Annotated in this window: 19 protein-coding genes; 10 read left to right on the top strand and 9 right to left on the bottom strand. The window is 67.0% G+C overall.

Features of this window, described 5'->3' with window-relative positions:
- Window positions 1-7 precede the first annotated feature (7 nt).
- The 10 genes from AC1RSI_RS14340 to mobA are packed head-to-tail and all read left to right on the top strand — an operon-like array spanning window position 8 to window position 12,290.
- Window positions 8-1,399: an MFS transporter gene (locus AC1RSI_RS14340; protein WP_008262382.1), complete on the top strand. Its 1,392-nt coding sequence runs from the start codon at window positions 8-10 to the stop codon at window positions 1,397-1,399.
- A 2-nt stretch (window positions 1,400-1,401) separates the two neighbouring features.
- Window positions 1,402-5,133: a nitrate reductase subunit alpha gene (locus tag AC1RSI_RS14335; RefSeq protein ID WP_154725585.1), complete on the top strand. Its 3,732-nt coding sequence runs from the start codon at window positions 1,402-1,404 to the stop codon at window positions 5,131-5,133.
- Complete coding sequence (narH, locus tag AC1RSI_RS14330; protein ID WP_008261108.1) at window positions 5,130-6,656, top strand: nitrate reductase subunit beta; 1,527 nt, start codon at window positions 5,130-5,132, stop codon at window positions 6,654-6,656. Before AC1RSI_RS14335 ends, narH begins: the two co-directional genes overlap by 4 nt.
- 2 nt (window positions 6,657-6,658) lie before the next feature.
- Complete coding sequence (narJ, locus tag AC1RSI_RS14325; protein ID WP_008262296.1) at window positions 6,659-7,369, top strand: nitrate reductase molybdenum cofactor assembly chaperone; 711 nt, start codon at window positions 6,659-6,661, stop codon at window positions 7,367-7,369.
- Between the two features lie 11 nt (window positions 7,370-7,380).
- On the top strand, window positions 7,381-8,100 hold the full coding sequence (gene narI / locus AC1RSI_RS14320; protein WP_008263174.1) for a respiratory nitrate reductase subunit gamma: 720 nt from the start codon (window positions 7,381-7,383) through the stop codon (window positions 8,098-8,100).
- Window positions 8,097-9,209 carry a peptidylprolyl isomerase gene (locus AC1RSI_RS14315; RefSeq protein WP_154725584.1) on the top strand — a complete coding sequence of 371 codons (1,113 nt, stop codon included), beginning with the start codon at window positions 8,097-8,099 and terminating at the stop codon, window positions 9,207-9,209. Before narI ends, AC1RSI_RS14315 begins: the two co-directional genes overlap by 4 nt.
- Before the next feature lies 1 nt (window position 9,210).
- The gene (locus tag AC1RSI_RS14310; protein ID WP_008263836.1) at window positions 9,211-10,434 is read left to right on the top strand and encodes a hypothetical protein; all 1,224 of its coding nucleotides are present in this window, start codon (window positions 9,211-9,213) and stop codon (window positions 10,432-10,434) included.
- 4 nt (window positions 10,435-10,438) lie between these two features.
- Entirely contained in the window at window positions 10,439-11,020 is a 582-nt protein-coding gene (locus tag AC1RSI_RS14305) for a hemerythrin domain-containing protein (RefSeq protein WP_008263206.1), read from the top strand.
- Entirely contained in the window at window positions 11,017-11,700 is a 684-nt protein-coding gene (locus tag AC1RSI_RS14300) for a carbonic anhydrase (RefSeq protein WP_008258838.1), read from the top strand. Before AC1RSI_RS14305 ends, AC1RSI_RS14300 begins: the two co-directional genes overlap by 4 nt.
- A complete protein-coding gene (gene mobA / locus AC1RSI_RS14295; protein ID WP_008262656.1) occupies window positions 11,697-12,290 on the top strand; it encodes a molybdenum cofactor guanylyltransferase in 594 nt (197 codons plus the stop codon). Before AC1RSI_RS14300 ends, mobA begins: the two co-directional genes overlap by 4 nt.
- Window positions 12,291-12,311: 21 nt before the next feature.
- Here mobA and cobA read toward each other — a convergent pair whose 3' ends face one another.
- The 9 genes from cobA to AC1RSI_RS14250 all read right to left on the bottom strand — a co-directional run bounded on the left by cobA (window position 12,312) and on the right by AC1RSI_RS14250 (window position 24,346).
- Entirely contained in the window at window positions 12,312-13,160 is an 849-nt protein-coding gene (cobA, locus tag AC1RSI_RS14290; protein WP_230307535.1) for a uroporphyrinogen-III C-methyltransferase, read from the bottom strand.
- Window positions 13,161-13,174: 14 nt separating this feature from the next.
- Complete coding sequence (locus AC1RSI_RS14285; RefSeq protein ID WP_230307534.1) at window positions 13,175-15,775, bottom strand: nitrate reductase; 2,601 nt, start codon at window positions 15,773-15,775, stop codon at window positions 13,175-13,177.
- On the bottom strand, window positions 15,747-16,061 hold the full coding sequence (gene nirD, locus AC1RSI_RS14280) for a nitrite reductase small subunit NirD (RefSeq protein ID WP_008260425.1): 315 nt from the start codon (window positions 16,059-16,061) through the stop codon (window positions 15,747-15,749). The genes AC1RSI_RS14285 and nirD overlap by 29 nt, the downstream gene beginning before the upstream one ends.
- A gap of 17 nt (window positions 16,062-16,078) precedes the next feature.
- Entirely contained in the window at window positions 16,079-18,568 is a 2,490-nt protein-coding gene (gene nirB / locus AC1RSI_RS14275; protein ID WP_050771652.1) for a nitrite reductase large subunit NirB, read from the bottom strand.
- Window positions 18,569-18,809: 241 nt separating this feature from the next.
- On the bottom strand, window positions 18,810-19,946 hold the full coding sequence (locus AC1RSI_RS14270) for a CmpA/NrtA family ABC transporter substrate-binding protein (protein ID WP_154725583.1): 1,137 nt from the start codon (window positions 19,944-19,946) through the stop codon (window positions 18,810-18,812).
- A complete protein-coding gene (locus tag AC1RSI_RS14265) occupies window positions 19,943-20,536 on the bottom strand; it encodes an ANTAR domain-containing response regulator (protein ID WP_008262932.1) in 594 nt (197 codons plus the stop codon). The genes AC1RSI_RS14270 and AC1RSI_RS14265 overlap by 4 nt, the downstream gene beginning before the upstream one ends.
- A gap of 38 nt (window positions 20,537-20,574) precedes the next feature.
- Window positions 20,575-21,567 (bottom strand): siroheme synthase, encoded by a 993-nt coding sequence (locus AC1RSI_RS14260; RefSeq protein ID WP_008261796.1) that lies wholly within the window; start codon window positions 21,565-21,567, stop codon window positions 20,575-20,577.
- A complete protein-coding gene (locus tag AC1RSI_RS14255) occupies window positions 21,567-23,252 on the bottom strand; it encodes an ABC transporter ATP-binding protein (RefSeq protein WP_154725582.1) in 1,686 nt (561 codons plus the stop codon). The genes AC1RSI_RS14260 and AC1RSI_RS14255 overlap by 1 nt, the downstream gene beginning before the upstream one ends.
- Window positions 23,249-24,346 carry an ABC transporter permease gene (locus tag AC1RSI_RS14250; protein ID WP_008259493.1) on the bottom strand — a complete coding sequence of 366 codons (1,098 nt, stop codon included), beginning with the start codon at window positions 24,344-24,346 and terminating at the stop codon, window positions 23,249-23,251. The genes AC1RSI_RS14255 and AC1RSI_RS14250 overlap by 4 nt, the downstream gene beginning before the upstream one ends.
- Between the last annotated feature and the right edge of the window lie 10 nt (window positions 24,347-24,356).

Genomic DNA, 24,356 nt, shown 5'->3' with positions numbered 1-24,356 from the left:
GACGCATATGTCTCGTCACATTCTGCATGACTGGCGTCCGGAGGATCCCGCGTTCTGGGCCGCTTCCGGACACCGGATCGCCCGCCGCAATCTCTGGATCTCGATCCCCAATCTGCTGCTGGCCTTTTCCATCTGGATGCTCTGGTCCACGGCGGCGACCCGTCTCAACACGGTCGGCTTCAAGTTTTCGACCGCCGAGCTGTTCTGGCTGACGGCGCTGCCGGCCCTGTCGGGCGCAACCTTGCGGATCTTCTACAGTTTCATGGTCCCCATTTTCGGCGGGCGGCTATGGACCACCCTATCGACCCTGTCCCTGGCCATCCCCGCCATCGGCATAGGGGTCGCCGTCCAGAACCCTGAGACGCCCTATGGGGTCTTTGTCGTCCTGGCCCTGTTCTGCGGCCTGGGTGGCGCGGCCTTCGCCTCGTCCATGGCCAATATCGGCTTCTTCTTTCCCAAGGCCCAGAAGGGCAACGCCCTGGCCCTGAACGCCGGCTTCGGCAACCTGGGGGTCAGCGTCCTCCAGTTCACCGCGCCTCTGATCACCGGCGTGGCCCTGTTCAGCCCCCTGCTGGGCGCGCCTCAGACCTTTGTCGAAGACGGTGTTCAGCATCAGGTCTGGCTTCAGAATGCGGGCTTCGTCTGGGTCCCCTTCATTCTGATCGCCGCCGCCGCCGCCTGGTTCGGCATGAACGACGTCGCCTCGGCGCGCGCGTCGTTCCGCGAGCAGGCCGTGGTGTTCCAGCGCAAGCACAACTGGCTGATCTGCTTTCTCTACATCGGCACCTTCGGGTCCTTCATCGGCTTCTCGGCCGCCTTCCCCCTGCTCGGCAAGACGCTCTTCCCCGATGTGAACATCCTGCAGATCGCCTTCCTCGGCCCCCTGGTCGGCGCCGCATCTCGGGCCTTGACCGGCTGGGTGTCTGATCGCTGGGGCGGGCACAACGTCACACAGATCGTCTTCTACGCCCTGATCCTGGGGGTGTTGGCGGTGCTTCAGAGCGTCGGCGCCTTCGGCGCGGAACCATCCTTCAGCCTATTCTTCCCCAGCTTCCTGTGGCTGTTCTTCTGGACCGGCGTCGGCAACGCCTCGACCTTCCAGATGATCCCGGCCCTCGTCCGCGCCGACATGCCCCGGCTGATGCCCCGCGCCACGGCGGCGGAGCGATTGAAGCAGGCCGAGCTGGAATCCGCGGCCATCGTCGGCTTCTCGTCGGCCATCGGCGCCTATGGCGGTTTCTTCATCCCGCTGGCCTTCGCCAACTCGATGAAGGCGACCGGGGATCCGCTGATCGCCCTGTACCTCTTCCTCGCCTTCTATTGCAGCTGCGCCGTCGTCAACTGGGCCTTCTACGCCCGCCGGCGCTCGATCCTGAACCTCGCACCCAAGGCGGCCTGATCATGAGCCATACCCTAGACCGTCTCGCCTTCTTCACGCGCAAGACCGAACTGTTCTCCGATCGCCACGGCGTCATGAACGACGAGGATCGCGGTTGGGAGGAGGCCTATCGAAGCCGCTGGCGTCACGACAAGGTCGTGCGCTCGACCCACGGCGTGAACTGCACCGGTTCCTGCTCCTGGAAGATCTACGTCAAGGGCGGGATCGTCACCTGGGAGACCCAGCAGACCGACTATCCTCGCACCCGACCGGGCCTGCCCAATCACGAACCCCGGGGCTGCGCGCGCGGCGCCAGCTACAGCTGGTATCTCTATTCGGCCAACCGGGTGAAATATCCGCTGATCCGCTCACGCCTGCTGCGGGTATGGCGCAAGGCCCGCCGGACGATGGAACCGGTCGCGGCCTGGGCCTCGATTCAGAACGATCCCGCCGCGCGCAAATCCTACACCAGCATGCGCGGGGCCGGCGGCTTCGTGCGGGCCGACTGGGAGGAAGTCACCGAGATCATCGCCGCCGCCAACGCCTATACGGCCAAGCGCTGGGGCCCCGACCGGGTGTTCGGCTTCTCGCCCATCCCGGCCATGTCCATGGTGTCCTACGCCGCCGGCGCCCGCTATCTGCAACTGCTGGGCGGGGTCACCGGCTCCTTCTATGACTGGTACTGCGATCTGCCGCCGGCTTCGCCTCAAACCTGGGGCGAGCAGACCGACGTGGCCGAAAGCGCCGACTGGTACAACTCCAGCTTCATGCTGCTGTGGGGATCGAACGTCCCCCAGACCCGCACCCCGGACGCCCACTTTTACACCGAGGCCCGCTATCGCGGCGCCAAGTCCGTCGTCATCTGCCCCGACTATTCCGAAGCGTCGAAATTCTCCGACCTGTGGCTTCCCGTCAAACAGGGCACCGACGCAGCCTTGGCCATGGCCTTCGGCCACGTGATCCTCAAGGAATATCATATCGATAGGCAGGTACCGTATTTCCGCGACTATCTGCGCAAATACAGCGACCTGCCGATGCTGGTCCGCCTGGTCCCCCAGGAGGGCGGCTATGTGCCGGAACGCCTGGTGCGGGCGTCGGATTTCGTCGGGGATCTCGATCAGGCCAACAATCCGGACTGGAAAACGGTCGCCATAGACGAGGCCACCGGTGAGATCGTGGTCCCGAACGGCTCGATCGGCTTCCGTTGGGGCGAGGACGGGCGTTGGAACCTTGAAGAGCGGGACGCCGCCGGGCGCGAGACCACGCTGAAGCTGGGCCTGAAGGACGCGCACGATGAGGTCGCCGGCGTGCGCTTCCCCTATTTCGCCAATACCGCCAGCAACGGCTTCGCCTCCACCGACCACCCTGACGTCCTGACGCGCAACGTCCCAGTCCGCCGGGTCAAGCTGAAGGACGGCGAGGCGCTGGTCGCCTGCGTCTATGACCTGTTCCTGGCCAACTACGGCGTCGACCAGGGCTTCGGCGGCGATTGCATGCCGCGCTCCTACGACGACCTGGAGCCCTATTCCCCGGCCTGGGCCGAGGCCATCACCTCGGTCCCGCGGGATCAGATCATCGCCACGGCGCGCGGCTTCGCCACCAACGCCGAAAAGACCAACGGCAAGTCAATGGTGATCATCGGCGCGGCGATGAATCACTGGTTCCACATGGACATGAACTACCGCGGCGTCATCAACATGCTGGTGATGTGCGGCTGCGTCGGTCAATCCGGCGGCGGCTGGGCCCACTATGTCGGTCAGGAAAAGCTGCGGCCGCAGACCGGCTGGGCGCCACTGGCCTTCGCCACGGACTGGATCCGTCCGCCGCGTCAGCAGAACTCCACCTCCTTCTTCTACGCCCACTCCGATCAGTGGCGCTACGAAACCGTGGGCGTCGACGAACTGCTGTCGCCGACGGCGCCGGAAGGGCCGTGGAAGGCCTCGATGATCGACTTCAACGTCCGGGCTGAACGCATGGGCTGGCTGCCCTCGGCGCCGGCGCTGAAGACCAACTCGCTGGACCTGGTCAAGGCCGCCGAGGCGGCGGGCGTCGATCCCAAGACCTACACGGTGAATGGCCTCAAGGACCGCTCGATCGAGCTCTCTTGCATGGATCCGGACGACCCGGCGAACTGGCCGCGTAACATGTTCATCTGGCGCTCCAACCTGCTGGGCTCGTCGGGCAAGGGGCACGAGTATTTCCTCAAACACCTGCTCGGCGCCTCGCATGGCGTTCAGGGCAAGGATCTAGGCGAGGCCGGACAGGTCAAGCCTATCGACGTGGTTTGGCATGACGCGGCGCCCGAGGGCAAACTGGACCTCCTCGTCACGCTCGATTTCCGCATGTCGACCACGGCGGTCTATTCCGACATCGTTCTGCCGACGGCCACCTGGTACGAGAAGAACGACCTCAACACCTCCGACATGCACCCGTTCATCCACCCGCTGTCCGCGGCGGTGGACCCGGCCTGGGAGTCCAAATCAGACTGGGACATCTTCAAGACGATCGCCAAGAAGTTCTCGGCGGTCGCGCCCGAGGTGCTGGGCCGCGAGCACGACGTGGTGCTCACCCCGATCCAGCACGACAGCCCCGGTGAAATGGCTCAGCCCTTCGAGGTCCAGGATTGGTACCTCGGCGAGTGCGAGGCCATTCCGGGCAAGACCATGCCCCAGATCACCGTCGTCGAGCGGGACTATCCGAACCTCTACAAGCAGTTCACAGCCCTCGGCCCGCTGCTGGAGACGCTCGGGAACGGCGGCAAGGGCCTGGGTTGGAAGACCGGTCACGAGGTCGACGAACTGCGCGCCCTCAACGGCGCCGTGCTTGAACCGGGGCTGACCGAGGGCATGCCGGGGATCGACAGCGCGATAGACGCTTGCGAGACCATTCTGATGCTGGCGCCGGAGACGAACGGCGAGGTGGCGGTCAAGGCCTGGGCGGCGCTCGAGAAACAGACGGGGCGACAACACGCTCACCTGGCGCTCGCCAAGGAGGACGAGAAGATCCGCTTCCGCGATCTGCTCGCCCAGCCGCGCAAGATCATCTCCTCGCCCATCTGGTCGGGCATCGAGAGCGAGACGGTCTGCTACAACGCCGGCTACACCAATGTGCATGAGCTGATCCCCTGGCGGACGCTCACCGGCCGCCAGCAGCTCTATCAGGATCACCTCTGGATGCGGGCCTTCGGCGAGGCGCTGTGCGTCTACAAGCCGCCGGTCGATCTGAAGACGACGCATGTGAAGGGTCTCAAGCCCAACGGCGAGACCGAGATCGTGCTCAACTTCATCACCCCGCACCAGAAATGGGGCATCCACTCGACCTATTCAGACAATCTGCTGATGCTGACGCTCAATCGCGGCGGCCCGGTGGTGTGGATTTCTGAAGTCGACGCCCGCAAGGCCGGGATCGTCGACAACGACTGGATCGAAGTCTTCAACGCCAACGGCGCCCTGACGGCCCGGGCCGTGGTGTCCCAGCGGATCCGCGAGGGTACGACCTTCATGTACCACGCTCAGGAAAAGATCGTGAACACGCCCGGTTCGGAGATCACCGGCCGGCGCGGCGGCATCCACAACTCCGTGACCCGCACCGTCCTCAAGCCGACCCACATGATCGGCGGTTACGCTCAACTCGCCTACGGCTTCAACTACTACGGCACCGTCGGCTCCAACCGGGACGAGTTCATCGTGCTGCGCAAGATGAAGAAGGTGGACTGGCTCGATGAGCCTCTGAAATCCAAGGAGTTCGGCCAATGAAGATCCGCGCACAGATCGGCATGGTGCTGAACCTGGACAAATGCATCGGCTGTCATACCTGTTCCGTCACCTGCAAGAACGTCTGGACCAGCCGCAAGGGCGTGGAATACGCCTGGTTCAACAACGTCGAGACCAAGCCGGGCATCGGTTATCCCAAGGAATGGGAAAACCAGAAGAAGTGGAACGGCGGCTGGCGGCGCAAGCCCAACGGCAAGATCGAGCCCCGCATGGGCGCCAAATGGCGCATCCTGGCCAAGATCTTCGCCAACCCCGACCTGCCCGAGATCGACGACTATTACGAGCCGTTCGACTTCGACTACGGTCATCTCCAGACGGCGCCGGAAATGAAGCATTTCCCCACCGCCCGGCCCCGGTCGCAGATCACCGGCAAACGGATGGAGAAGATCGAATGGGGGCCCAACTGGGAGGAAATCCTGGGGGGCGAGTTCTCCAAGCGCTCGCAGGACGTCAATTTCGAAGACGTCCAGAAGGAGATCTACGGCCAGTTCGAAAACACCTTCATGATGTATCTGCCGAGGCTGTGCGAACACTGCCTCAACCCCGCGTGCGTAGCCGCCTGCCCTTCCGGCGCCATCTACAAGCGCGAGGAGGACGGTATAGTTCTGATCGATCAGGACAAATGCCGCGGCTGGCGGATGTGCGTCTCGGCCTGCCCCTACAAGAAGATCTATTACAACTGGGACTCGGGAAAATCCGAGAAATGCACCTTCTGCTTCCCCCGGATCGAAGTGGGGCAGCCGACGGTCTGTTCGGAGACCTGCGTCGGCCGGATCCGTTATCTGGGCGTCTTGCTCTATGATGCGGACCGCATCGAGGCGGCCGCTTCAACCCCGGACGAGAAGGATCTGTACCAAGCCCAGCTCGACCTCTTCCTGGATCCGCACGATCCGGCGGTGATCGCCCAGGCGCGGGCGGACGGCGTGCCCGAGGCCTGGCTCGAGGGCGCGCGGCGCAGCCCGGTCTACAAGATGGCCATTGACTGGAAGGTGGCCCTGCCGCTGCACCCCGAATACCGGACCCTGCCGATGGTCTGGTACGTGCCGCCCCTCTCCCCGATCCAGAACGCGGCCGCTGTCGGCGCCCTGGAGATGGACGGCGACATGCCGGACGTGGAGGCGCTTCGCATCCCGGTCAAATATCTCGCCAACCTGCTGACCGCAGGCGTCGAGGAGCCGGTGACCCTGGCGCTTCGCCGCATGCTGACCATGCGCGCCTATATGCGCGCCCGGACGGTGGACGGCCGCATCGACCACGGGCTCGCCGAGACGGTCGGCCTGACGGCGGCCCAGATCGACGACATGTACAAGATCATGGCCATCGCCGACTACGAGGACCGGTTCGTCATTCCCTCGACGCACCGCGAGACGGTCGAAGACGCCTATGACCTGCGGGGCAACTGCGGCTTCACCTTCGGCAACGGCTGTTCCGGCGGCCGCACCGAACTGGGGCTATTCGGGCCCGACAAACGCTCACGCGCCAAACCCACAGCAGAGGTGGCCTGACCATGGCTTTGACCTATCGCGCCCTCGCCCTTCTGCTGACCTATCCGACGGCGGACATCCAGACCGCCGCCCCGGCGATCATGGCCGCCATCCGCTCGGAAGGCCTGGTCCCGCCGCCCATCGTCAGCGCCCTGGACAAGCTGGCCCGCAAGCTGGAGCACGAGGATCTGTACGAGCTTCAGGAGGGGTTTGTTCACCTCTTCGACCGAACGCGCTCCCTGTCGCTCAATCTCTATGAGCATATTCACGGCGAGAGCCGCGACCGGGGCCAAGCGATGGCGGCTCTGATCGAGCTCTACGGCTCTTACGGCCTGGAGCTGACCGCCAATGAGCTGCCGGACCATCTGCCGGTGTTCCTGGACTTCCTGTCCACCCTGCCGGACGAGGACGCCGCATCTCTGCTCGGCGAAGGCGCCCATGTCCTGGCGGCGCTGGCCGAGCGGCTTCACAAGCGCGAAAGCCCCTATCGCGCCGTGTTCGGTGCGCTGGCGGCCATGACGGGCGCCGTGCCGGATTCCGACGCGGTGGCCGCCTTGATGCAGGAGCCGGACGACGATCCGGACGATCTGGAGACCCTCGACAAGGCTTGGGAAGAGACCGCCGTCACCTTCGGCCCCGCCGAGGCCGGGTGTCCGAAGGCCGACGCCATCCTGTCCGCCATGAACGCCGCCCCGTCCCCTGACAATAGTCGCCGCGCCGACGCTGCGGCCTGAGGATCGAGACCATGGACCTGAATTTCATCGCCTTCGGCGTCTATCCCTATATCGCTCTGGCCGTGCTGGTGATCGGCTCGGTGCTGCGGTTCGATCGTGAACAATACACCTGGCGCACCGGCTCCTCCCAGCTTCTGCGGCGCAGACAGCTGATGGTGGGCTCGGTTCTCTTTCACGTCGGAATCCTGGCCATCTTCGCGGGCCATTTCGTGGGTCTGCTGACCCCGATCGCCGTCTGGGACTTCCTGGGCGTCAGCCATGGCTTCAAGCAGATGCTGGCGATCGTGGCCGGCGGCCTGGCCGGCTCGGCCTGTCTCGTGGGCGGCCTGTTGCTGCTCCACCGGCGCCTGTTCGATCCGCGAATCCGCCAGACGTCCAGCTTCGGCGACATGGCCATACTGATCATCCTCATGACCCAGCTCTGCCTCGGGCTGGCGACCATTCCCCTGTCGCTGGGCCACCGCGACGGGCATGAGATGGTCAAGTTCATGAGCTGGGCCCAGGGCATCTTCACCCTTAATCCGAACAGCGCGAACTTCATCGCCGATGTCCACTGGATCTTCCGGGCGCATCTGACGCTGGGTCTGACGATCCTGCTGGTCTTCCCCTTCACACGGCTCGTCCACATGCTGTCCGCGCCGGTCTGGTATCTCAACCGCCGCGGTTGGCAGCTTGTTCGCAGCAAACGCCGCATGCCCGTGACGCGCCGCATCGGAGGCTCCGCACGATGAGCGCTATGATCGTCATCGACGGCGTGGCCCTGCCAGAGCGTCTGGTCGCCGAGGAGGCCCAGCACCATCCTGCGCCGAACGCCGAGGAGGCGCGCAAGGCGGCGGCCCACGCCCTGGCCATCAAGGCCCTGCTGCTGGACCGGGCCGATCAACTGGGTCTGACCCCGGCCCCGGAGTGCGATGAAGACGGCCGCGAGGAGACGCCCGAGGAAGCCCTGATCCGCGCGGTCCTGGAGGCTGAAATCCTGGTGGACGCGCCCAGCCGTGACGAATGCCGTCGCGTCTATGACCATGCGCCGAAACGGTTTTGCACACCGGCCCTGACCGAGGCCTCCCACATCCTGTTGGCGCCCCAGACTCAGGACGAGGCCGCCTGGGCCGAAGCGCAGGCGGCGGCCAAGGCTGCGATCACGGAGTTGGCCGCTTATCCGCATCGGTTCGCCGACCTGGCCCAGCGCCTGTCCGACTGCCCGTCCAAGGGCGTTGGCGGATCCTTGGGTCAGATCTCGCCGGGCGATCTCGCCGCCGAGGTCGAAGCGGGTCTCGATGCGCTTCAGGACGGCGAAACAGCGTCCGAACCGGTCAGGTCGCGCTTCGGCTGGCATGTCCTGCGCCTGGATCGGCGCATAGAGGGCCGCCAGTTGCCGTTCGAGCACGTCCTGCCGCGCATCGCCCTGCACCTGGAAAGCCGCGCCTGGACGGCGGCCGCCGCCCGCTATGTCTCCGGTCTGGCCGCTGAGGCCCGCGAAGGCGGTGTGAGGCTGAGCGTGACCGAGGACGGCGCCGTCGCTTCGGCGGCCCTGTCCTTGGGCGACCTTCTGAACGACCAGTCCGCCGTGACGGCGCGGCTGGAAGCCTGGCTCGACGAAGCGGATCCGGGCCTGGCCGCCCGAGCCCGCGACACGGCGGCCCAGGCGGGCGTGGCGACCGCCGAGTTCGTCCAGGGGGAAATCACCAACTTCATCCGCGAGGCCGACGACGAGGGATGGACCCGGTTGATCTCCGCCGCCCAGGGCGCCGATGACCCGGCCCTGGCCTGCGTCCGCGCCATTCTGAAATCGAAACTGGTGGAGCCTGCACGCACCTTCACCCTGATCCGGAGACATTGACATGGCTTTGACCGGACGCGCCTGGGCCGTCGGCCTGCTGATGACAGCGGCGCCCGCCGTGGCGCAGGCCCAGTCCCCCGCAGCACCGGCGGCCGCCTCCAGTCCGGCGGGCGACATCCTGTTCGATAGCCGCCTGCGCTATGAAGACGTCGGCCAAGACGGGCTCGACGACGCCACGGCCTTGACCCTGCGCGCGCGCCTCGGCTGGCAAAGTCCGGTCTATTCGGGCTTTCGCCTGTTGGTCGAGGGCGAGGCGGTCACCGCCTTGGTCGACGACTATAACGACACGATTCACGGCCCTGCGCACCGGGCGGTCGTGGGCGATCCGGAGGCCCTTGAGCTGAACCGGCTGCAGGTCGCCTGGACCGGCCTGCCCGACACCGAGGTGGTCCTCGGCCGCCAGCGGATCGTGCTCGGCGCCGCCCGCTTCGTCGGTAATGTCGGTTTCCGCCAGAACGAACAGACATTCGACGCCGTCAAGGTGACGACCAAGGCGTTCGAGCCCCTGACCGTCACCTGGGCCTGGATTGACAAGGTTCATCGCGTCTTCGGCGACGACAGTCCTGTCGGGGAATGGCGCTCGGACAGTCATTTGATCAATATCGAGGCCCCCACTCCGGTGGGACGGCTCACGACCTATGGCTATCTGCTGGACTTCGCCGACGCGCCCGCTCAATCCTCGGCGACCTGGGGCGCACGACTGGAAGGGAGTCGGCCCCTGTCTCCTGAATGGTCTGCCCTTTTCGCCCTCGAATACGCGCGCCAGTCGGAATATGGCGCCAATCCAGCCCGGTTCGATCTCGACTACGGGCAGATCTCCGCAGGACTGAAGCGCGGCCCTGTGACGGGAACGCTGGCGCTCGAGCGGTTGGATGGCGACGGCGTCCAGGCCTTCCAGACGCCCCTGGCCACCCTGCACGCCTTCCAGGGCTGGGCCGACGTCTTCCTGACCACGCCTCCCAACGGTCTGCGCGACGTTTCCGCCACCATCAGCTACACGGTGACCCGACCGCCGCTGGGGCGCAGCGCCGTCTTGACCGCCGCCTGGCGCGACTTCCAGGACGCAGACGCCTCGGTCCGCTACGGTCGGGAGCTCGACGTATCGGCCAGACTGACGCTGGACGCGCGGTGGGCTCTGGAGGTGAAGGCCGCCCATTTCGATGGAAGCCAGGTCGCCTTCGCCGACCGCGACAAGGTCTGGGCCGCCGTCGACTACCGGTTCTAGACCCATGACGGGACAGGACGCGAGGACAAGCCAGACCTCTCTGATCGAACGGCTGCCTCCCGAGCTGGTCCATGAACCGTTGAACTGGTTGTTCGCCGAACACTATCGCCATCGCCAGCTCTGCCAACTGATCGAGCGCGTCGGTACCGCGACCGTCCTGCTGGGCGACGAGGCGCAGGAAATCCTGGACTTCCTGCGCCACGACATGCCGCTGCACGTCATCGACGAGGAGGACGACCTTTTTCCGCTGCTGCGTCGGCGGTGTCAGCCCGCCGACGAACTCGACGCGGTCCTGGGCGCCCTGTCCGCCGAACATCGCGACGACTTGACCCATGCGCAGACCTTGATCGACCGGCTGCAAAAGGCCTTGATGGACGGTCGGGCGCCTGGCCATGATCTGCAGACGCGACAGCTGTTCGTCGATTTCGCCGCGCGTGAACGTCGCCATATTGCGTTGGAGAACGCCGTGGTCCTGCCCATCGCCCGCCTGCGTCTGACGGCGGCGGACCTCCGATCGCTCAGCATCCGTATTGCGGCGCGCCGGGGCGTCCTGCTGGAGGCGCCAATGGGCGAGACCGCATCATGATCGAGGATCTGCTTCGCAACAATCTGGCTTGGGCGGCGACGCGAACCCGACTGGATCCAGAGTATTTCCGTCGCCTGTCGGCGCAACAGTCGCCGGAATATCTGTGGATCGGCTGCTCCGACAGCCGGGTGCCCGCCAATGAGGTGGTCGGACTGCAGCCGGGCGAACTGTTCGTCCATCGCAATGTCGCCAATCTGGCGCCGGCCCAGGACATGAACCTGCTCGCCGTACTCCAGTTCGCCCTGGAGTCCCTGAAGGTCCGGCATATCATCGTCTGCGGCCACTACGGGTGCGGCGGGGTTCGCGCCGTGCTCGACGGCCAGAGGCACGGGGTGCTCGATCACTGGATGCAACGAGTCCAGAGACTGTGCGAGGACCACGCCACAGACCTAGAGGCTATCCATGACGCCGAGACCCGCGTGAACTTCATCTGCGAGAAGAACGTCCTGGCTCAGGTCCGTGCTCTGTCGCGCAATCCCTTCGTCACCGACGCCTGGCGACGCGGCCAGGTCTTGTCGATTCACGGCTGGATCTATTCCATACGCGACGGACTGGTGCGCGATCTCGAGACGACGGTCAGCAGTCCCGCCGAGGCCGCAAGTCTGACCGCGCCGCCTGCGCTCGTGCCTCGCACCCGGCGCGCCAAGCCGCCTCGGCCCCGTCCGCGCGAGGTCCCATGAGCCCCGTCGTTGTCGCGGTCCTGGCCGGCGGGGCCGGCCGAAGAATGGGGGGCGACAAGCCGCGTCGGCGGCTTAACGGGCTGCGCCTGCTCGACCATGCGCTGAACAAGGCTCACGCCCTGGCCGGGCCGGTGATCCTGGTGGTGCGCGATCCCGCCCAGGCGGACGGTTTCGCCGAGACGATCGTGCTCGATGCGCCGGATATCGACGGCCCCCTGGCGGGCCTGCTCGCAGCCCTGGTCTGGGCGGCGGACGCCGGCTTCGACCAGGTTCTGACCCTGGCTTGCGACATGCCCCGCGTGCCGGGCGATCTGCTATCGCGGCTCCAGTCCGCCCTGACGGCCGAGTCGGGCGTGGCCGTGGCCGCAAGCGGGGGCCGGCTTCATCCGGTCTGCGCCCTGTGGCGCACCACCGCCGTCCCGGTCCTAAGGCGCCGGGCCGACGAGGGCCGGCTGTCCCTGCAGGGCCTCAGCGAGGCCGTGGGCCGCGTCATCGTGGACTGGCCTGCGGAGGACGACGACGCCTTCGTGAACATCAATACGATTGACGACCTGGCCCTGGCTGAAGCCGCCCTGCCCGAACACGGCTGATCCAGACGGACACACGGTCGCTCACCACGGCCGCGCCGAACCGGCTGCGGCGACGTCGGCGCCGACGGGCGTTTCCGCCACAGCGGCTTGCCGACCGACCGCCTGGCCGATCAGCATCAGGGTCGGCGCGTCCTCCGCCAGGGCGCCGACGGTCAGGGGCAACAGGTCCAACCGCGTGAACAGCAGTTTCTCGTCCGCCAGGCTGACATTGACGGCGACCAGCACGGGCGTATCTCCCGCCATGCCCTCCGCCATCAGGCGTCGCTTCAGTTCCGGCGCGGCGGCTCGCCCCATATAGACGGCCAGGGTGGCGCTGGGATCGGCGAGCGCGGCCCAGTCCATGTCCAGGGCTTCTCCGGCGCGGGCATGGGCTGTGACGAACTGAACCCGCCGCGCCACGCCCCTCAGGGTCAGAGAGACGCCGGCGCGGGCGGCGGCGGCGCTGGCCGTCGTAACCCCCGGCGCCACATGGACGCGCACCCCATGCGCCTGAAGATGAGCCAATTCCTCGGCGGACCGGCCGAACATTGACGCGTCGCCGCCCTTCAGCCGCACCACCCGTCGGCCTGCCAGGGCGGCCGCCAGCAGCAGATCGTTGATGCCGCCCTGGGGCTTGGAATGGACGCCGGCCCGCTTGCCCACGCAAACGCGTTCGACCGCATCGGGAATGAGCGCCAGAACCCCCGGCCCGACCAGGGCGTCATAAAAGACGACGTCGGCGGCGCGGATCAGGCGTTCGGCCTGTCGGGTGATCAGGTCGGGATCGCCCGGCCCGGCCCCGACCAGCCAGACCTCGCCCCCGATGGACCCGCCAGCCTTGATAGAGGTTCGACGGGGAAAGGCGGCGTGAGACGGATCTTTGCGGGTCATGGACGGTCGCTCTCCTAGGCGGCAAGCAGTCTGGCGATGGCGGGGCGGCACGAGCCGCAGTTGGAGCCGGCGGACAGGGCTGCGCCGACCTCGGCCACGCTCGTCAGCCCCTGTTCGGCGATGGCGGTCAGGATGGTCCGGGCGCGCACGTCGAAACAGGCGCAGACGACAGGCCCGCGATCCACGGCCGCCCCCGGCGCTCGCCCGGCCAGGAGCCCGGCGGTCTCAACCGTCTCCGACAGCTGGGCCAGCAGCCAGTCCCGGGCCGGAAGTCGCCCGTCGCGCGCGACAAACAGCGCGCCCTGAAGCCGCCCGTCCTTCAGGACGCCGATCCGCAAGGTCCCGCGCGCCGGGTCCACGGCCGTCATCCGCTCGCCGTCCGGCAGCAGGGCCTCCAGGGCGTGCGGATCGCCGTTCCCCGCCAGTTCGAACAGTCGGCCGCCGGGGGCCGTCACCGCCGCCCACCAGACACAGTCCGGCTGAACCCCGGTCTCCCCCCGCAGGATCAAGAAGGCGCGCCAGTCGGTGTGAAGCCGGGTCACGGTCATGGCCGTTCGTTTGAACCCCGGCTGGCCCGACACGGGGTCCGCCGCAGGATCGGCCAGCCGCCCCGTCCGCCCCCCTGACGCCGTCCGGTCCGTCCAGTGGATCGGCGCGAAGGCCTCGCCCGGTCGCTGGGCGTCGGTGATTGCAAGACGGAAGACGCTCTCGCCCTGCGCCGTCCGCACGACGGCCAGATCCCCGTCAGCCAGGCCGAACCGCGCCGCGTCGTCGGGGTGTAGCTCGACCAGGGGTTCGCGACGGTGCTGGGACAGGCGCGGCGACAATCCGGTGCGGCTCATCGTATGCCACTGATCCCGATAGCGTCCGGTGTTCAGGATCAGGTCGTGGTTCACCAGCGGCTGCTGGCGCACCGCCACCAGACGGGCCCGGCCGTCCGGCGTCGAAAAAGAACCGTCCGCGAAGACGCGATCGGCGCCCCAACGGACGGGTGTCATCCGGTCATAGGCCGCCGCATCCAGACCGATCAGCGGCGACAGGTCCAGACGCCGACGCCCGTCGTTCTCGAAGGCGGTCAGACGGCAATGTTCGTCGAACACCTCGGCCGGCGTGGTCCAGGCGAAACCGGACCCGTGCCCCATCCGACGCCCCACGTCCGCGAGGGTCCGCCAGTCGGGCCGCGCCTCGCCCGGCGGAGGGAAGAAAGGTCTCTGGCGGCTGATCATACGCTCGGAGTTGGTGACCGTCCCGTCTTTCTCCCCCCAGGCCGCCGCAGGGAACCGCACATGGGCCAGGCGGCCGGTGTCGGTGTCGGCCATCACGTCCGAGACGACGACGAAGGGACAGGCCGCCAGGGCGTCGCGGACCGCGCCGGCGTCGGGCATGCTGACGGCCGGATTGGTGGCCATGATCCACAGGGCCTTGAGCCGACCGTCGCCGGCGGCCCGGAACAGATCCACGGCCTTCAATCCGGGCGCGGCCGCCAGGGCCGGAGCGCCCCAGAACCGCCCGACCCGATCCCGATTGTCCTCGGCGAAATCCATATGGGCGGCCAGGGTGGAGGCCAGCCCCCCGACCTCGCGCCCGCCCATGGCGTTCGGTTGTCCGGTGATGGAGAAGGGCGCCGCGCCGGGCTTTCCGATCCGACCGGTCGCCAGATGAAAATTGATGATGGCGTTGGCCTTGTCGGCGCCCTGGGTCGACTGGTTCACGCCCTGACTGAACAGGGTGACGGTGCGGGGATGACGGGCCGCCAGATCGAAGAAGGCGTCGAGGACGACAGGATCGAGACCGCAGGCCGCCGCGGCGGCGCCCGGGTCCGCGTCCTCCGCAATCCCCTCCCAAAAGCCTTCAGGGGTGAGGACATGGGCCGCGATATAGGCCTCATCGACCTGCCCTCGTGCACGAAGCGCCGCCAGAAGACTGTTGAAAAGTCTGACGTCTGTTCCGGCGCGAAGGGGCAGATGCAGATCCGCCATCTCAGCGGTCTCGGTGCGGCGCGGATCGATGACGACAAGCTTGACGCCGCTCCGCGACCGGGCCGCCTCGATCCTTTGCCAGACCACGGGATGGCACCAGGCGGTGTTGGAGCCGACCAGCACGATCAGATCGGCCGCCTCCAGGTCCTCGTAACAGGCCGGCACGACGTCCTCGCCGAAGGCCCGCAGATGAGCCGACACCGCGCTGGACATGCAAAGTCTTGAATTGGTGTCGATATTGGCCGAGCCGATAAACCCCTTCATCAGCTTGTTGGCCACATAATAGTCCTCGGTCAGAAGCTGGCCCGAGACATAGAAGCCGACGCTGTCAGGGCCGTGCTCGGCGACGGCGGTCGCGAAACGGTCCGCCACCAGATCCAGCGCCTCGTCCCAGGCGGCGCGCCGGTCGCCGATCATCGGGTGCAGCAGCCTGCCGTTCAGTCCGACCGTCTCGCCCAGATGTGTGCCCTTGGAACACAGCCGCCCCCTATTGGCGGGGTGGTCGCGGTCGCCCGCGATGTCCACCGTGCGCTCGCCCGTGACGCGCGCGACCACGCCGCAGCCGACGCCGCAATAGGGACAGGTGGTGCAGACGGGCCGGGTCACCTCAGGCGAGGACCGGGCTGGACGTCGCAATCAGCACCCGCCCGGCTTCGATCCTGACCGGGATCGTCGGGGTGCAGCCGCGATCCGGCGCCTGCGCTTCGCCGGTGGCCAGGGCGATGCTCCAGTTGTGCAGCGGGCAGGCGACGCTGTGGCCGTGGACGATACCCTGGCTCAGCGGGCCACCCTTGTGGGGGCAACGATCGATCAGGGCGAAGACGGCGCCGTCGCCTGTGCGGAACACCGCGATCGCGTCTTCACCCACCGTCACCGTGCGGGCGCCGCGCAGGGGGATCTCCTCGACGGCCCCCGCATCCATCCATCGCTCCGCCCGCATCACGCCGTCTCCGCCAGGACCAGGGGTTGGTGAAGTTCGCGATCGACCCCGCTCACTCGTGCGGCCCAGGGATCCTCCTGGCTGAAGCTCTGGGCGTAGAGGAAGCGTGCGGCCAGGGCGTCGCGCCCCTCGGCGTCCTCGACGATCCGGGCCTTGATCCACTCCAGTCCGACGCGTTCGATCCAGGGCGCGGTGCGCTCGAGATAGCGGGCCTGTTCGCGGTAAAGCTGGATGAAGGCGGCGCAATAGTGCAGCGCCTCGGCCTCGGTCGCGACCTTGCACAACAGATCGGTGACCCGAACATGGATGCCGCCGTTGCCCCCGACATGGAGTTCATAACCGCTGTCGACGCAGATGACGCCGAAATCCTTGATGGTGGCCTCGGCGCAGTTGCGGGGGCAGCCCGACACCGCGATCTTGAACTTGTGGGGCATCCAGCTGCCCCAGGTCATGCGCTCGGCCTGGATGCCCAGACCGGTGGAGTCCTGGGTGCCGAACCGGCACCAGTCCGACCCGACGCAGGTCTTCACCGTGCGGAGTGATTTGCCGTAGGCGTGGCCCGACACCATGCCTGCGGCGTTCAGATCCGCCCAGACCGCCGGCAGATCCTCCTTCTTGATGCCAAAGATATCCAGCCTCTGGCCGCCGGTGACCTTGACCAGGGGGGCGTCGTATTTCTCGACCACATCGGCGATGGCGCGCAGTTCGCGCGGATTGGTGACCCCGCCCCACATCCGCGGCACTACCGAATAGGTCCCGTCCTTCTGGATATTGGCGTGCAGACGTTCGTTGACGAACCGGCTTTGCTGGTCGTCCACATAGTCTCCGGGCAGGGCGCACAGCAGATAATAATTCAAGGCCGGACGGCACGACGAACAGCCGTCGGGCGTCGTCCAATGGAGTCTTTGCATGACCTCAGGGATTGTCCGCATCCCTTGGGCCACGATCTCCCGACGCACGTCGTCGTGACCGAAGCTGGTGCATTTGCACAGGGTCCGAACGGCGCGCTCGCCCGCATAGTCGTCGCCCAGGGTCACGGCCAGCAGGGTTTCCACCAGACCGGTGCAGGACCCGCAGGAGGCCGAAGCCTTGCAGCCGCCGCGAATGGCGTCCAGCGTCGCCGCGCCGCCCTCGATTGCGGCGACAACCGTCTTCTTGGACACGCCGTTGCAGCCGCAGATCTCGGCTTCGTCCGAGAGGGCTGCAACGGCCGCCCTAGGGTCCGGCGGCCCTCCTCCCAGGGCGAAGGCCTGACCGAAGATCAGCATGTCGCGGACCGACGAGATGTCCTCGCCCCGTTTCATCAGGTCGAAATACCAGCCGCCATCGGCGGTGTCGCCGTACAGGACCGCGCCCGCGATCCGGTCCTCGCGCACCACCACCCGCTTGTAGACGCCGCGCGACGCGTCCCTCAGGACGATGTCCTGCGCCCCCTCGCCGCCCGAAAAATCCCCAGCGGAAAACACGTCAATGCCGGACACCTTGAGCTTGGTCGAGGTCACCGAGCCACGATAGCCCGTATGACGATCCGTCAGTCCATCGGCCAGGGCGCGACACATGTCCCACAGGGGGGCGACCAGGCCATAGACCTGACCGGCGTGTTCGACGCATTCTCCGACGGCCAAAACCGCCGGGTCGGAGGTGACCATATGGTCGTCCACATGAATGCCGCGCCCCACGGCCAGTCCGGCCGCACGCGCTAGACTTATATTGGGTCGGATGCCGACCGCCATGACGACGAGGGACGCCGGGATCAGCCGACCGTCCTTCAGTCGCACCCCCTCGACGCCGACGTCGCCGACGATCTCCGCCGTATCGCCGCCGGTCAGGATGGTCTGCCCCCGGGCCTCCAGCGCCGACTTCAGCAGCCAGCCGGCGGCCTCGTCCAGCTGCCGTTCCATCAGGTTCGGCATCAGATGGATGACCGTCACCTTCATGCCCCGCAGGCTCAAGCCGTGCGCCGCCTCCAGGCCCAGAAGGCCGCCGCCGATGACAACCGCGTCCCCGCCCTGCTGCGCGGCGGCGACCATCCGGTCGACGTCGGCCATGTCGCGGAAGCTGATGACGCCGTCGAGGTCGTGACCCGGCACGGGGATGATGAAGGGGTCCGATCCGGTGGCGATCAGCAGACGATCATAGCCGACGGTGCGGCCTGACTTCGCGGTCACGGTCCGGGCGGCGCGATCGATCGCCTCGACGGGATCCGACACGATCAGTTCGATGTCATTGTCGGCGTACCAGGCGCGGTCGTTGATGACGATCTGATCGAAGGTCTTCTCGCCCGCCAGCACGGGGGACAACATGATCCTGTTGTAGTTCACATGGGGTTCGGCCCCGAAGATGGTCACCCGGTATCGGTCTGCGTCGCGCGCGAGAATTTCCTCCACCGCCCGGCAGCCGGCCATGCCATTGCCGACGACGACCAGATGCTCCCGGGTGTCCCGGGTCGCGCCCGTGGACCGCGCCAAGACCTTTGCAAAACCGTCCATTCGACGCCCCAAACGAAAAAAGCCGCCATGCAGACGCTGGTTTCCCAGCGCCTGCATGGCGGCTTTGCCAAATCTCGATCACCCCCACCGATCCGGTCAGGGCGCGAAAGCCGGGACTCCCCATCGATGGAGGGTTCCGACCAATCCGAGGCGTCCTTGCCTCAGTTCGATGAGGTTGACTCGTTTCTCCCTGCTCGGCAAGGGGTCATTTTGCATCGCACAAAGAGGTTTTTGTCCGCGATCATGCGGCGGCCTCGGCGAAGCTTTCGACATAGGCCTCGATCCGGTCGGGATCGAAGGGCCGGCCGTCGAAGAAGTTCCCGACCGCTCCGGCCCCGTCCCTGCCTGGAACGGCGCGACGATACAGGTCCGGACGGAAGACGGCCGCAGAGGCCGCGCGCGCCGTTTCGGACGCCTCGATCATGCCCCAACGCACGAACTGCGAGTAGATCCACAGGCCATGATCGATCGCCGGCGCGGTGGCGGCTTCGCGGTGCAGCATGAGGAAGTCCGCCTCGGCCACGGGCGCTTCCCCCTGGCCGAGCACCAGTCGCCCGGCCAAGGCGCGCTCGATCACCGCCGCCGACTGGTTCACATAATTGGGCGCCGCCAGCAGCCGGGCCAGGGCGGGGCGATTTTCCGGCGCGTCGCACCAGGCGGCGGAACGGTCCAAGGCGATCAAGAGCCGGTTCAGAACCTCCGGATTGGCCTCGGCCCAGTCGGCGCGCGCGGCCAGGACCTTTTCCACCCCCCGGCGCCAGAGCCGTGATCCGAAAGCGGCGATCTGGCCCAGGCCTTCGTCCACGGCGAGACTGCTCCAGGGTTCGCCCGCCATGAAGCCGTCGATCTCGCCGGTCCGCAACGCCTCCACCATCAAGGACGGCGGCGCCACCCGCAGGGTCAAGTCCCGATCGGGATCGACCCCCGCGAACGCCAGCCAGTAGCGCAGCATGAGGGCGTGGCTGGAAAACCGATGAACCACGCCGATGATCGGCTTGCGACGGTGCATGCCGATGGCCGAAGCGAAGTCATGGGCGGTCGCGACAGGATCCTCGACCCGATGCGCGAGCACCGGGTCCAGGGCGGCGGCGAACTCATGCGACAGGGTCAAGGCGTTGCCGTTCATCCCCAGCCGGAAGGGCGCCACCAGCCGGGTCGGCTGTTGGCTGAGCCCCAAGGTCACCGCCACGGCCAGAGGCGCCAACATGTGCGCCGCCTGAACCTGGCCGTAGACCAGACGGTCTCGAACCGTGGCCCAGGAGGTGTTGCGGACCAGCGTCAGGTCCAGCCCGGCCGCTTCCGCGAAACCCATCTCCTTGGCCGCGACCAGCACCGCGCTGTCGGTCAGGGGCAGAAAGGCGATTGAAAGCGGCGTCATCGTCCGGTTCCCTTGGGTGGGTCGATCAGGGCGTAGGCGGTGATCAAGGCTTCGGCAACCTCGACGATGCGGCGGCTCTGGTTCATGGCGGTGGAGCGCAGCAGGGCGTGGGCATCGGGCTCGGACAGACCGCGACCCTGCATCAGCAGGGTCTTGGCCTTATCGATGGTCTTGCGGTCGGCCAGGGCCGTGACCGCGTCGTCCCGCTCCGCCCTCAGGATGTTGAAGGCGTTGAACCGGCGGATCGCCAGCTCCAGGATCGGCTTCACCCTTTCCTTCCTGAGACCATCGACGACATAGGCCGATACCCCTGCGTCAATGGCGGCGCCGATCATCGCATCGTCCGACCGGTCGACGAACATGGCGATGGGTCGAGCCAGAGCGCGGCTGACGGTCAGCATTTCCTCGAGCGTGTCGCGGCTGGGATCGCCCAGGTCCATCAGCACGATGTCGGGCGCCATCCGTTCCAGACGCGCGACGAAACCGCCGTGGGGCGCCACGACCTCGATATCGATGTAGCCCGCCTCGGCCAGCCCCTCTTTCAGGATGGTCGCGCGCAGGCCGGTGTCGTCGACGATGGCGATACGCAATTGTGATGTTCCCCGACGCGAGTAAGCGGCGCCCTCCGTCAAGAGTCTAGACGGGCCGCGTCGAGCGCGACCGGGACGACGATCATTTCGCAACCTGTTGCATTCAGGGCATCCTGCTCGCGCCTCGCCCGCTCAGACGCCGCAGGATTGCCGGCATACAGTCTCACGACGCGTTCGCCTTGAGTCCAATGTTCGACCATCAGACGGCAGGCTTCGGCGGGGCCGGCGTCCGCCAGGTTTCGCCGAGGCGCATCACGTCGCGCCCGCGCCAGGACGAGCTCCGAGACCTCCGGGTCGTAAAGGATGACATCGGCGTCCTGCATGATCCGCAGCGCCTTGAGCGTCAAAAGTTCCGGATCGCCCGATCCGGCCCCCAGACCATACAGACTCCCCGCCTCCGGCGCCGCCGCCTCTATAAGCCGCATCATCTCGGCGCGGGCGGCCGATATCCGCCCTTGTCCGACCAGATCAACGGCCAGACCGCGAAACGCCCGTTCCCAGAACCGTCGCCGCGCCATGAAGTCCGGAATGCCCGTCTTGACCTGGTCACGAATCTCGCCGGCGATCTCGGCGAGGGGGCCGAGCGCTTGGGGCAGTATGGCTTCGATACGGCTGCGCAGGTCCCGCGCCAGGATCGGCGCGGCGCCGCCGGTCGCGATGGCGACGACGATCGTATCCCGGTCGATCAGGGCCGGCGTCTGGAAATCGCTCAAGGCCGGCCGGTCCACCACATTGACCTGGGCGCCCGCCGCCCGCGCATCGCGGGCGACCGCCTCGGCCTCATCCTCCTGCTCCAGAGCGATGAAGACCAGCCGCGCCTCCTGAAAATCCGCCCGCGTCGGCGCGCGAGCCCTGGGCGTGGGCGCGTTCGCCGGCCGGCGATCCGCGTCGGGGGGGCCGCCGGGGGTGAACCAGACCAGTCGGGCGGGCGAGCCGACGAACAGCCGCAGTTTCGCCAGCGCCGCCTCCCCGTCGCCGACCACGACGACAAGCGCGTCATGCAAGGGTATGCCGGCCAGAAAGACCCGCATCAGGCGGCGTCGGCGTGAGCGCCGTGCTCGTAGTCCGCCAGGAACTGAAGCACTTCCTCACGATAGGCGTAGAATTGCGGATGATCCAGCAGGGCGCGGCGGTCGCGCGGACGCGGCAGATCGACCTCCAGCACCTTGCCGATGGTGGCGTTCGGCCCGTTGGTCATCATCACCACCCGATCAGCCAGCAGGATCGCCTCGTCCACGTCATGAGTGACCATGACGGTCGTGACCTTGGTGCGGTTCCAGACCTCGACCAGCACGTCCTGCAGATCCCAGCGCGTCAGGCTGTCCAGCATGCCGAACGGCTCGTCCAGCAGCAGCAGTCGGGGCGACAGGGCGAAGGCGCGGGCGATGCCCACCCTCTGGCGCATGCCGTTGGACATATCGGCGGCCATCTTGTTCATGGCGTCGCCCAGGCCGACCCGTTCCAGATAATAGGCGACGATGTCGGCTCTCTCGGCGCGGGTGGCGTGGGGATAGACACGCTCGACCCCCAGGGCCACGTTCTGGCGCGCCGTCAACCAGGGCATCAGGGACGGCGATTGGAACACCACCGCCTTGTCCGGTCCCGCGATCTCGATCTCCCGACCGTTCAACACGATGCCGCCGTCAGAGATCGGATTGAGACCGGCGGCCATGGTCAGAACCGTGGACTTGCCGCACCCCGAATGCCCGATCAGCGAGATGAACTCGCCGCGGTCCATCAGCAGATTGACCTTCTCGACCACCGTCAGCGGGCCCTTGGGCGTCGGATAGACCTTGGACAGGTTGTAGAACTCGAGATAGCGGCGATGGATCGGACTATAGGCGGCGTCCTGATAGGCCTTGGGCGGCGCCAAGAGATCGAGCGGCGCCACCGTCGGCAGGTCGATCACGTTCGAAGCCGCCGCCTCGCGCGCCCCGCCGGCGAGACGCCCCAGATAGCCGACGATCTCGTTTCTCAGCGTCTTATAGGCCTCGTCATGGTTCAGCTCGGTGCGGTCCCGCGGCCGAGCCAGGGCCACCTCGAAGATTCGGCCGATATGGGCGTGGGGCGCCGGCGTCAGGACCGCGACCCGGTCGGCCAGCAACAGGGCCTCGTCCACGTCGTTGGTCACCAGGACGATGGTGCGTTTCTCCTGGCGCCGGATCCGCTCGATCTCGTCCTGGAGCTTGGCGCGGATCAGGGCGTCCAGCGCCGACAGGGGTTCGTCCAGCAGCAGGATCTCGGGTTTTGTCGCCAGAGCCCGCGCCACCGCCACGCGTTGGCGCATGCCGCCCGACAACTGCGCCGGCTTGCGATCCAGCGCATGGGCCAGTCCCACCAGGGCGACCGTCGCGCGCACCAGTTCGACCCGCTCCGTCTTGGGCATCGTCAGGTGAACGGCGTCGACCGCCAGCCTGACATTCTGTTCCACAGTCAGCCAGGGAAACAGCGAATAGCTCTGAAAGACGACCCCGCGATCCGGTCCGGGGCCGGCGCAGGGCCGGCCCTTGATCAGGATGTCGCCGCTGTCCGCCTCGATCAGCCCGGCGATGGCGGACACCAGGGTCGTCTTGCCCGCGCCCGAGAAGCCGAGAACGGCGACGAACTCGCCTTCCTGAACGTCCAGTTCCACGCCGGACAGGACGTCGGTGCGCGCGCCGTCGGCCCCCAGGTAGGATTTGCTCAGTCCCCGCAAGGACAGGATCGGCGCGCTCATTTGGCGTGGTTCCGCGAGGCGAGGGCTTGCAGGGCCATCATCAACCGATCCAGCAAGAAGCCGATCAGGCCGATGACGATGACCGCGAACATGATGCGGGCCAGCGACTGCTCGCTGCCGTTCTGGAACTCGTCCCATACGAACTTGCCCAGTCCGGGGTTCTGCGCCAGCATCTCAGCGGCGATCAACACCATCCAGCCGACGCCCAGCGACAGCCGCATGCCCGTGAAGATATAGGGCAGGGCCGAAGGCAGGATCAGGCGTCTCAGCCGGGCGAAGGGGCTGAGGCGAAGCACCCGTCCGACATTGAGCAGATCCCGGTCGATCGAGGCGGCGCCGACGGCCGTATTGATCAGGGTCGGCCACAGCGAACACAGCATCACCACGACCGCCGAAATGACGAAGCTCTTGGGCAGGGCCGGATCCGGGCGGGTCATGGTCGCCGACACCACCATGGTCACGATCGGCAGCCAGGCCAGCGGACTGATCGGCTTGAAGATCTGCACCAGGGGATTGAAGGCGGCGTTGAACCCCTTGGACAGGCCGCAGACCAGGCCGAGCGGCACGGCGACCACCGTCGCCAAGCCGAACCCGAAGGCCACCGTGAACAGGGAGGTGAAGATCTGATCGATGAAACTGGGCGATCCGGCGTAACGGAAATCGCGAACCTCGCCCCCCCGTCCGGCGGCTTCCAGTCCGGCATTACGCTCGGACTGGGCCGCATAGAAGGCGGCCCGATCGGCCTGGCCGGCCTGCCACTCCTCGGCCAGGGCGACGCCCTGCGCCGCGACCGCCACGGGCCCGGGAAGGGCGCCCAACGAGGTCTTCACCATAGGAGCCGCCATGGCCCACAACAGGATGAAAATCCCGATGCCCGCCAGGGGCGGAACCAGGGCGCGCAATCTGGCCCCCAGCTTGACTCCAAGCCCGGCGGCGAAACGGACGAGCCTGGACGCTCTCCCCTCCTCCGACGCCGAACGGGTGTCGGACGCGGCGTCCTCGGACGGCGTCCGACGCGGCGCCGTCTCGGACGGTATGCGACCGATGACCTTGGTGGGCGTTTCACCGTCGGGCGCGACCTGGTTCGTCAGCATCAATCTTCTC

This window comes from Brevundimonas sp. GW821-FHT10E09 (assembly GCF_058809375.1).
Note: the sequence above shows the minus strand (reverse complement) of the source record. Positions and strands in the feature narration are given on the sequence as shown.

Excerpts from the sequence above, each read along its gene's own strand:
- AC1RSI_RS14340 (WP_008262382.1), top strand. The coding sequence starts at position 8 with ATGTCTCGTCACATTCTGCATGACTGGCGTCCGGAGGATCCCGCGTTC.
- AC1RSI_RS14335 (WP_154725585.1), top strand. The coding sequence starts at position 1,402 with ATGAGCCATACCCTAGACCGTCTCGCCTTCTTCACGCGCAAGACCGAA.
- narH (WP_008261108.1), top strand. The coding sequence starts at position 5,130 with ATGAAGATCCGCGCACAGATCGGCATGGTGCTGAACCTGGACAAATGC.
- narJ (WP_008262296.1), top strand. The coding sequence starts at position 6,659 with ATGGCTTTGACCTATCGCGCCCTCGCCCTTCTGCTGACCTATCCGACG.
- narI (WP_008263174.1), top strand. The coding sequence starts at position 7,381 with ATGGACCTGAATTTCATCGCCTTCGGCGTCTATCCCTATATCGCTCTG.
- AC1RSI_RS14315 (WP_154725584.1), top strand. The coding sequence starts at position 8,097 with ATGAGCGCTATGATCGTCATCGACGGCGTGGCCCTGCCAGAGCGTCTG.
- AC1RSI_RS14310 (WP_008263836.1), top strand. The coding sequence starts at position 9,211 with ATGGCTTTGACCGGACGCGCCTGGGCCGTCGGCCTGCTGATGACAGCG.
- AC1RSI_RS14305 (WP_008263206.1), top strand. The coding sequence starts at position 10,439 with ATGACGGGACAGGACGCGAGGACAAGCCAGACCTCTCTGATCGAACGG.
- AC1RSI_RS14300 (WP_008258838.1), top strand. The coding sequence starts at position 11,017 with ATGATCGAGGATCTGCTTCGCAACAATCTGGCTTGGGCGGCGACGCGA.
- mobA (WP_008262656.1), top strand. The coding sequence starts at position 11,697 with ATGAGCCCCGTCGTTGTCGCGGTCCTGGCCGGCGGGGCCGGCCGAAGA.
- cobA (WP_230307535.1), bottom strand. The coding sequence starts at position 13,160 with ATGACCCGCAAAGATCCGTCTCACGCCGCCTTTCCCCGTCGAACCTCT.
- nirD (WP_008260425.1), bottom strand. The coding sequence starts at position 16,061 with ATGGATGCGGGGGCCGTCGAGGAGATCCCCCTGCGCGGCGCCCGCACG.
- nirB (WP_050771652.1), bottom strand. The coding sequence starts at position 18,568 with ATGGACGGTTTTGCAAAGGTCTTGGCGCGGTCCACGGGCGCGACCCGG.
- AC1RSI_RS14270 (WP_154725583.1), bottom strand. The coding sequence starts at position 19,946 with ATGACGCCGCTTTCAATCGCCTTTCTGCCCCTGACCGACAGCGCGGTG.
- AC1RSI_RS14260 (WP_008261796.1), bottom strand. The coding sequence starts at position 21,567 with ATGCGGGTCTTTCTGGCCGGCATACCCTTGCATGACGCGCTTGTCGTC.
- AC1RSI_RS14255 (WP_154725582.1), bottom strand. The coding sequence starts at position 23,252 with ATGAGCGCGCCGATCCTGTCCTTGCGGGGACTGAGCAAATCCTACCTG.
- AC1RSI_RS14250 (WP_008259493.1), bottom strand. The coding sequence starts at position 24,346 with ATGCTGACGAACCAGGTCGCGCCCGACGGTGAAACGCCCACCAAGGTC.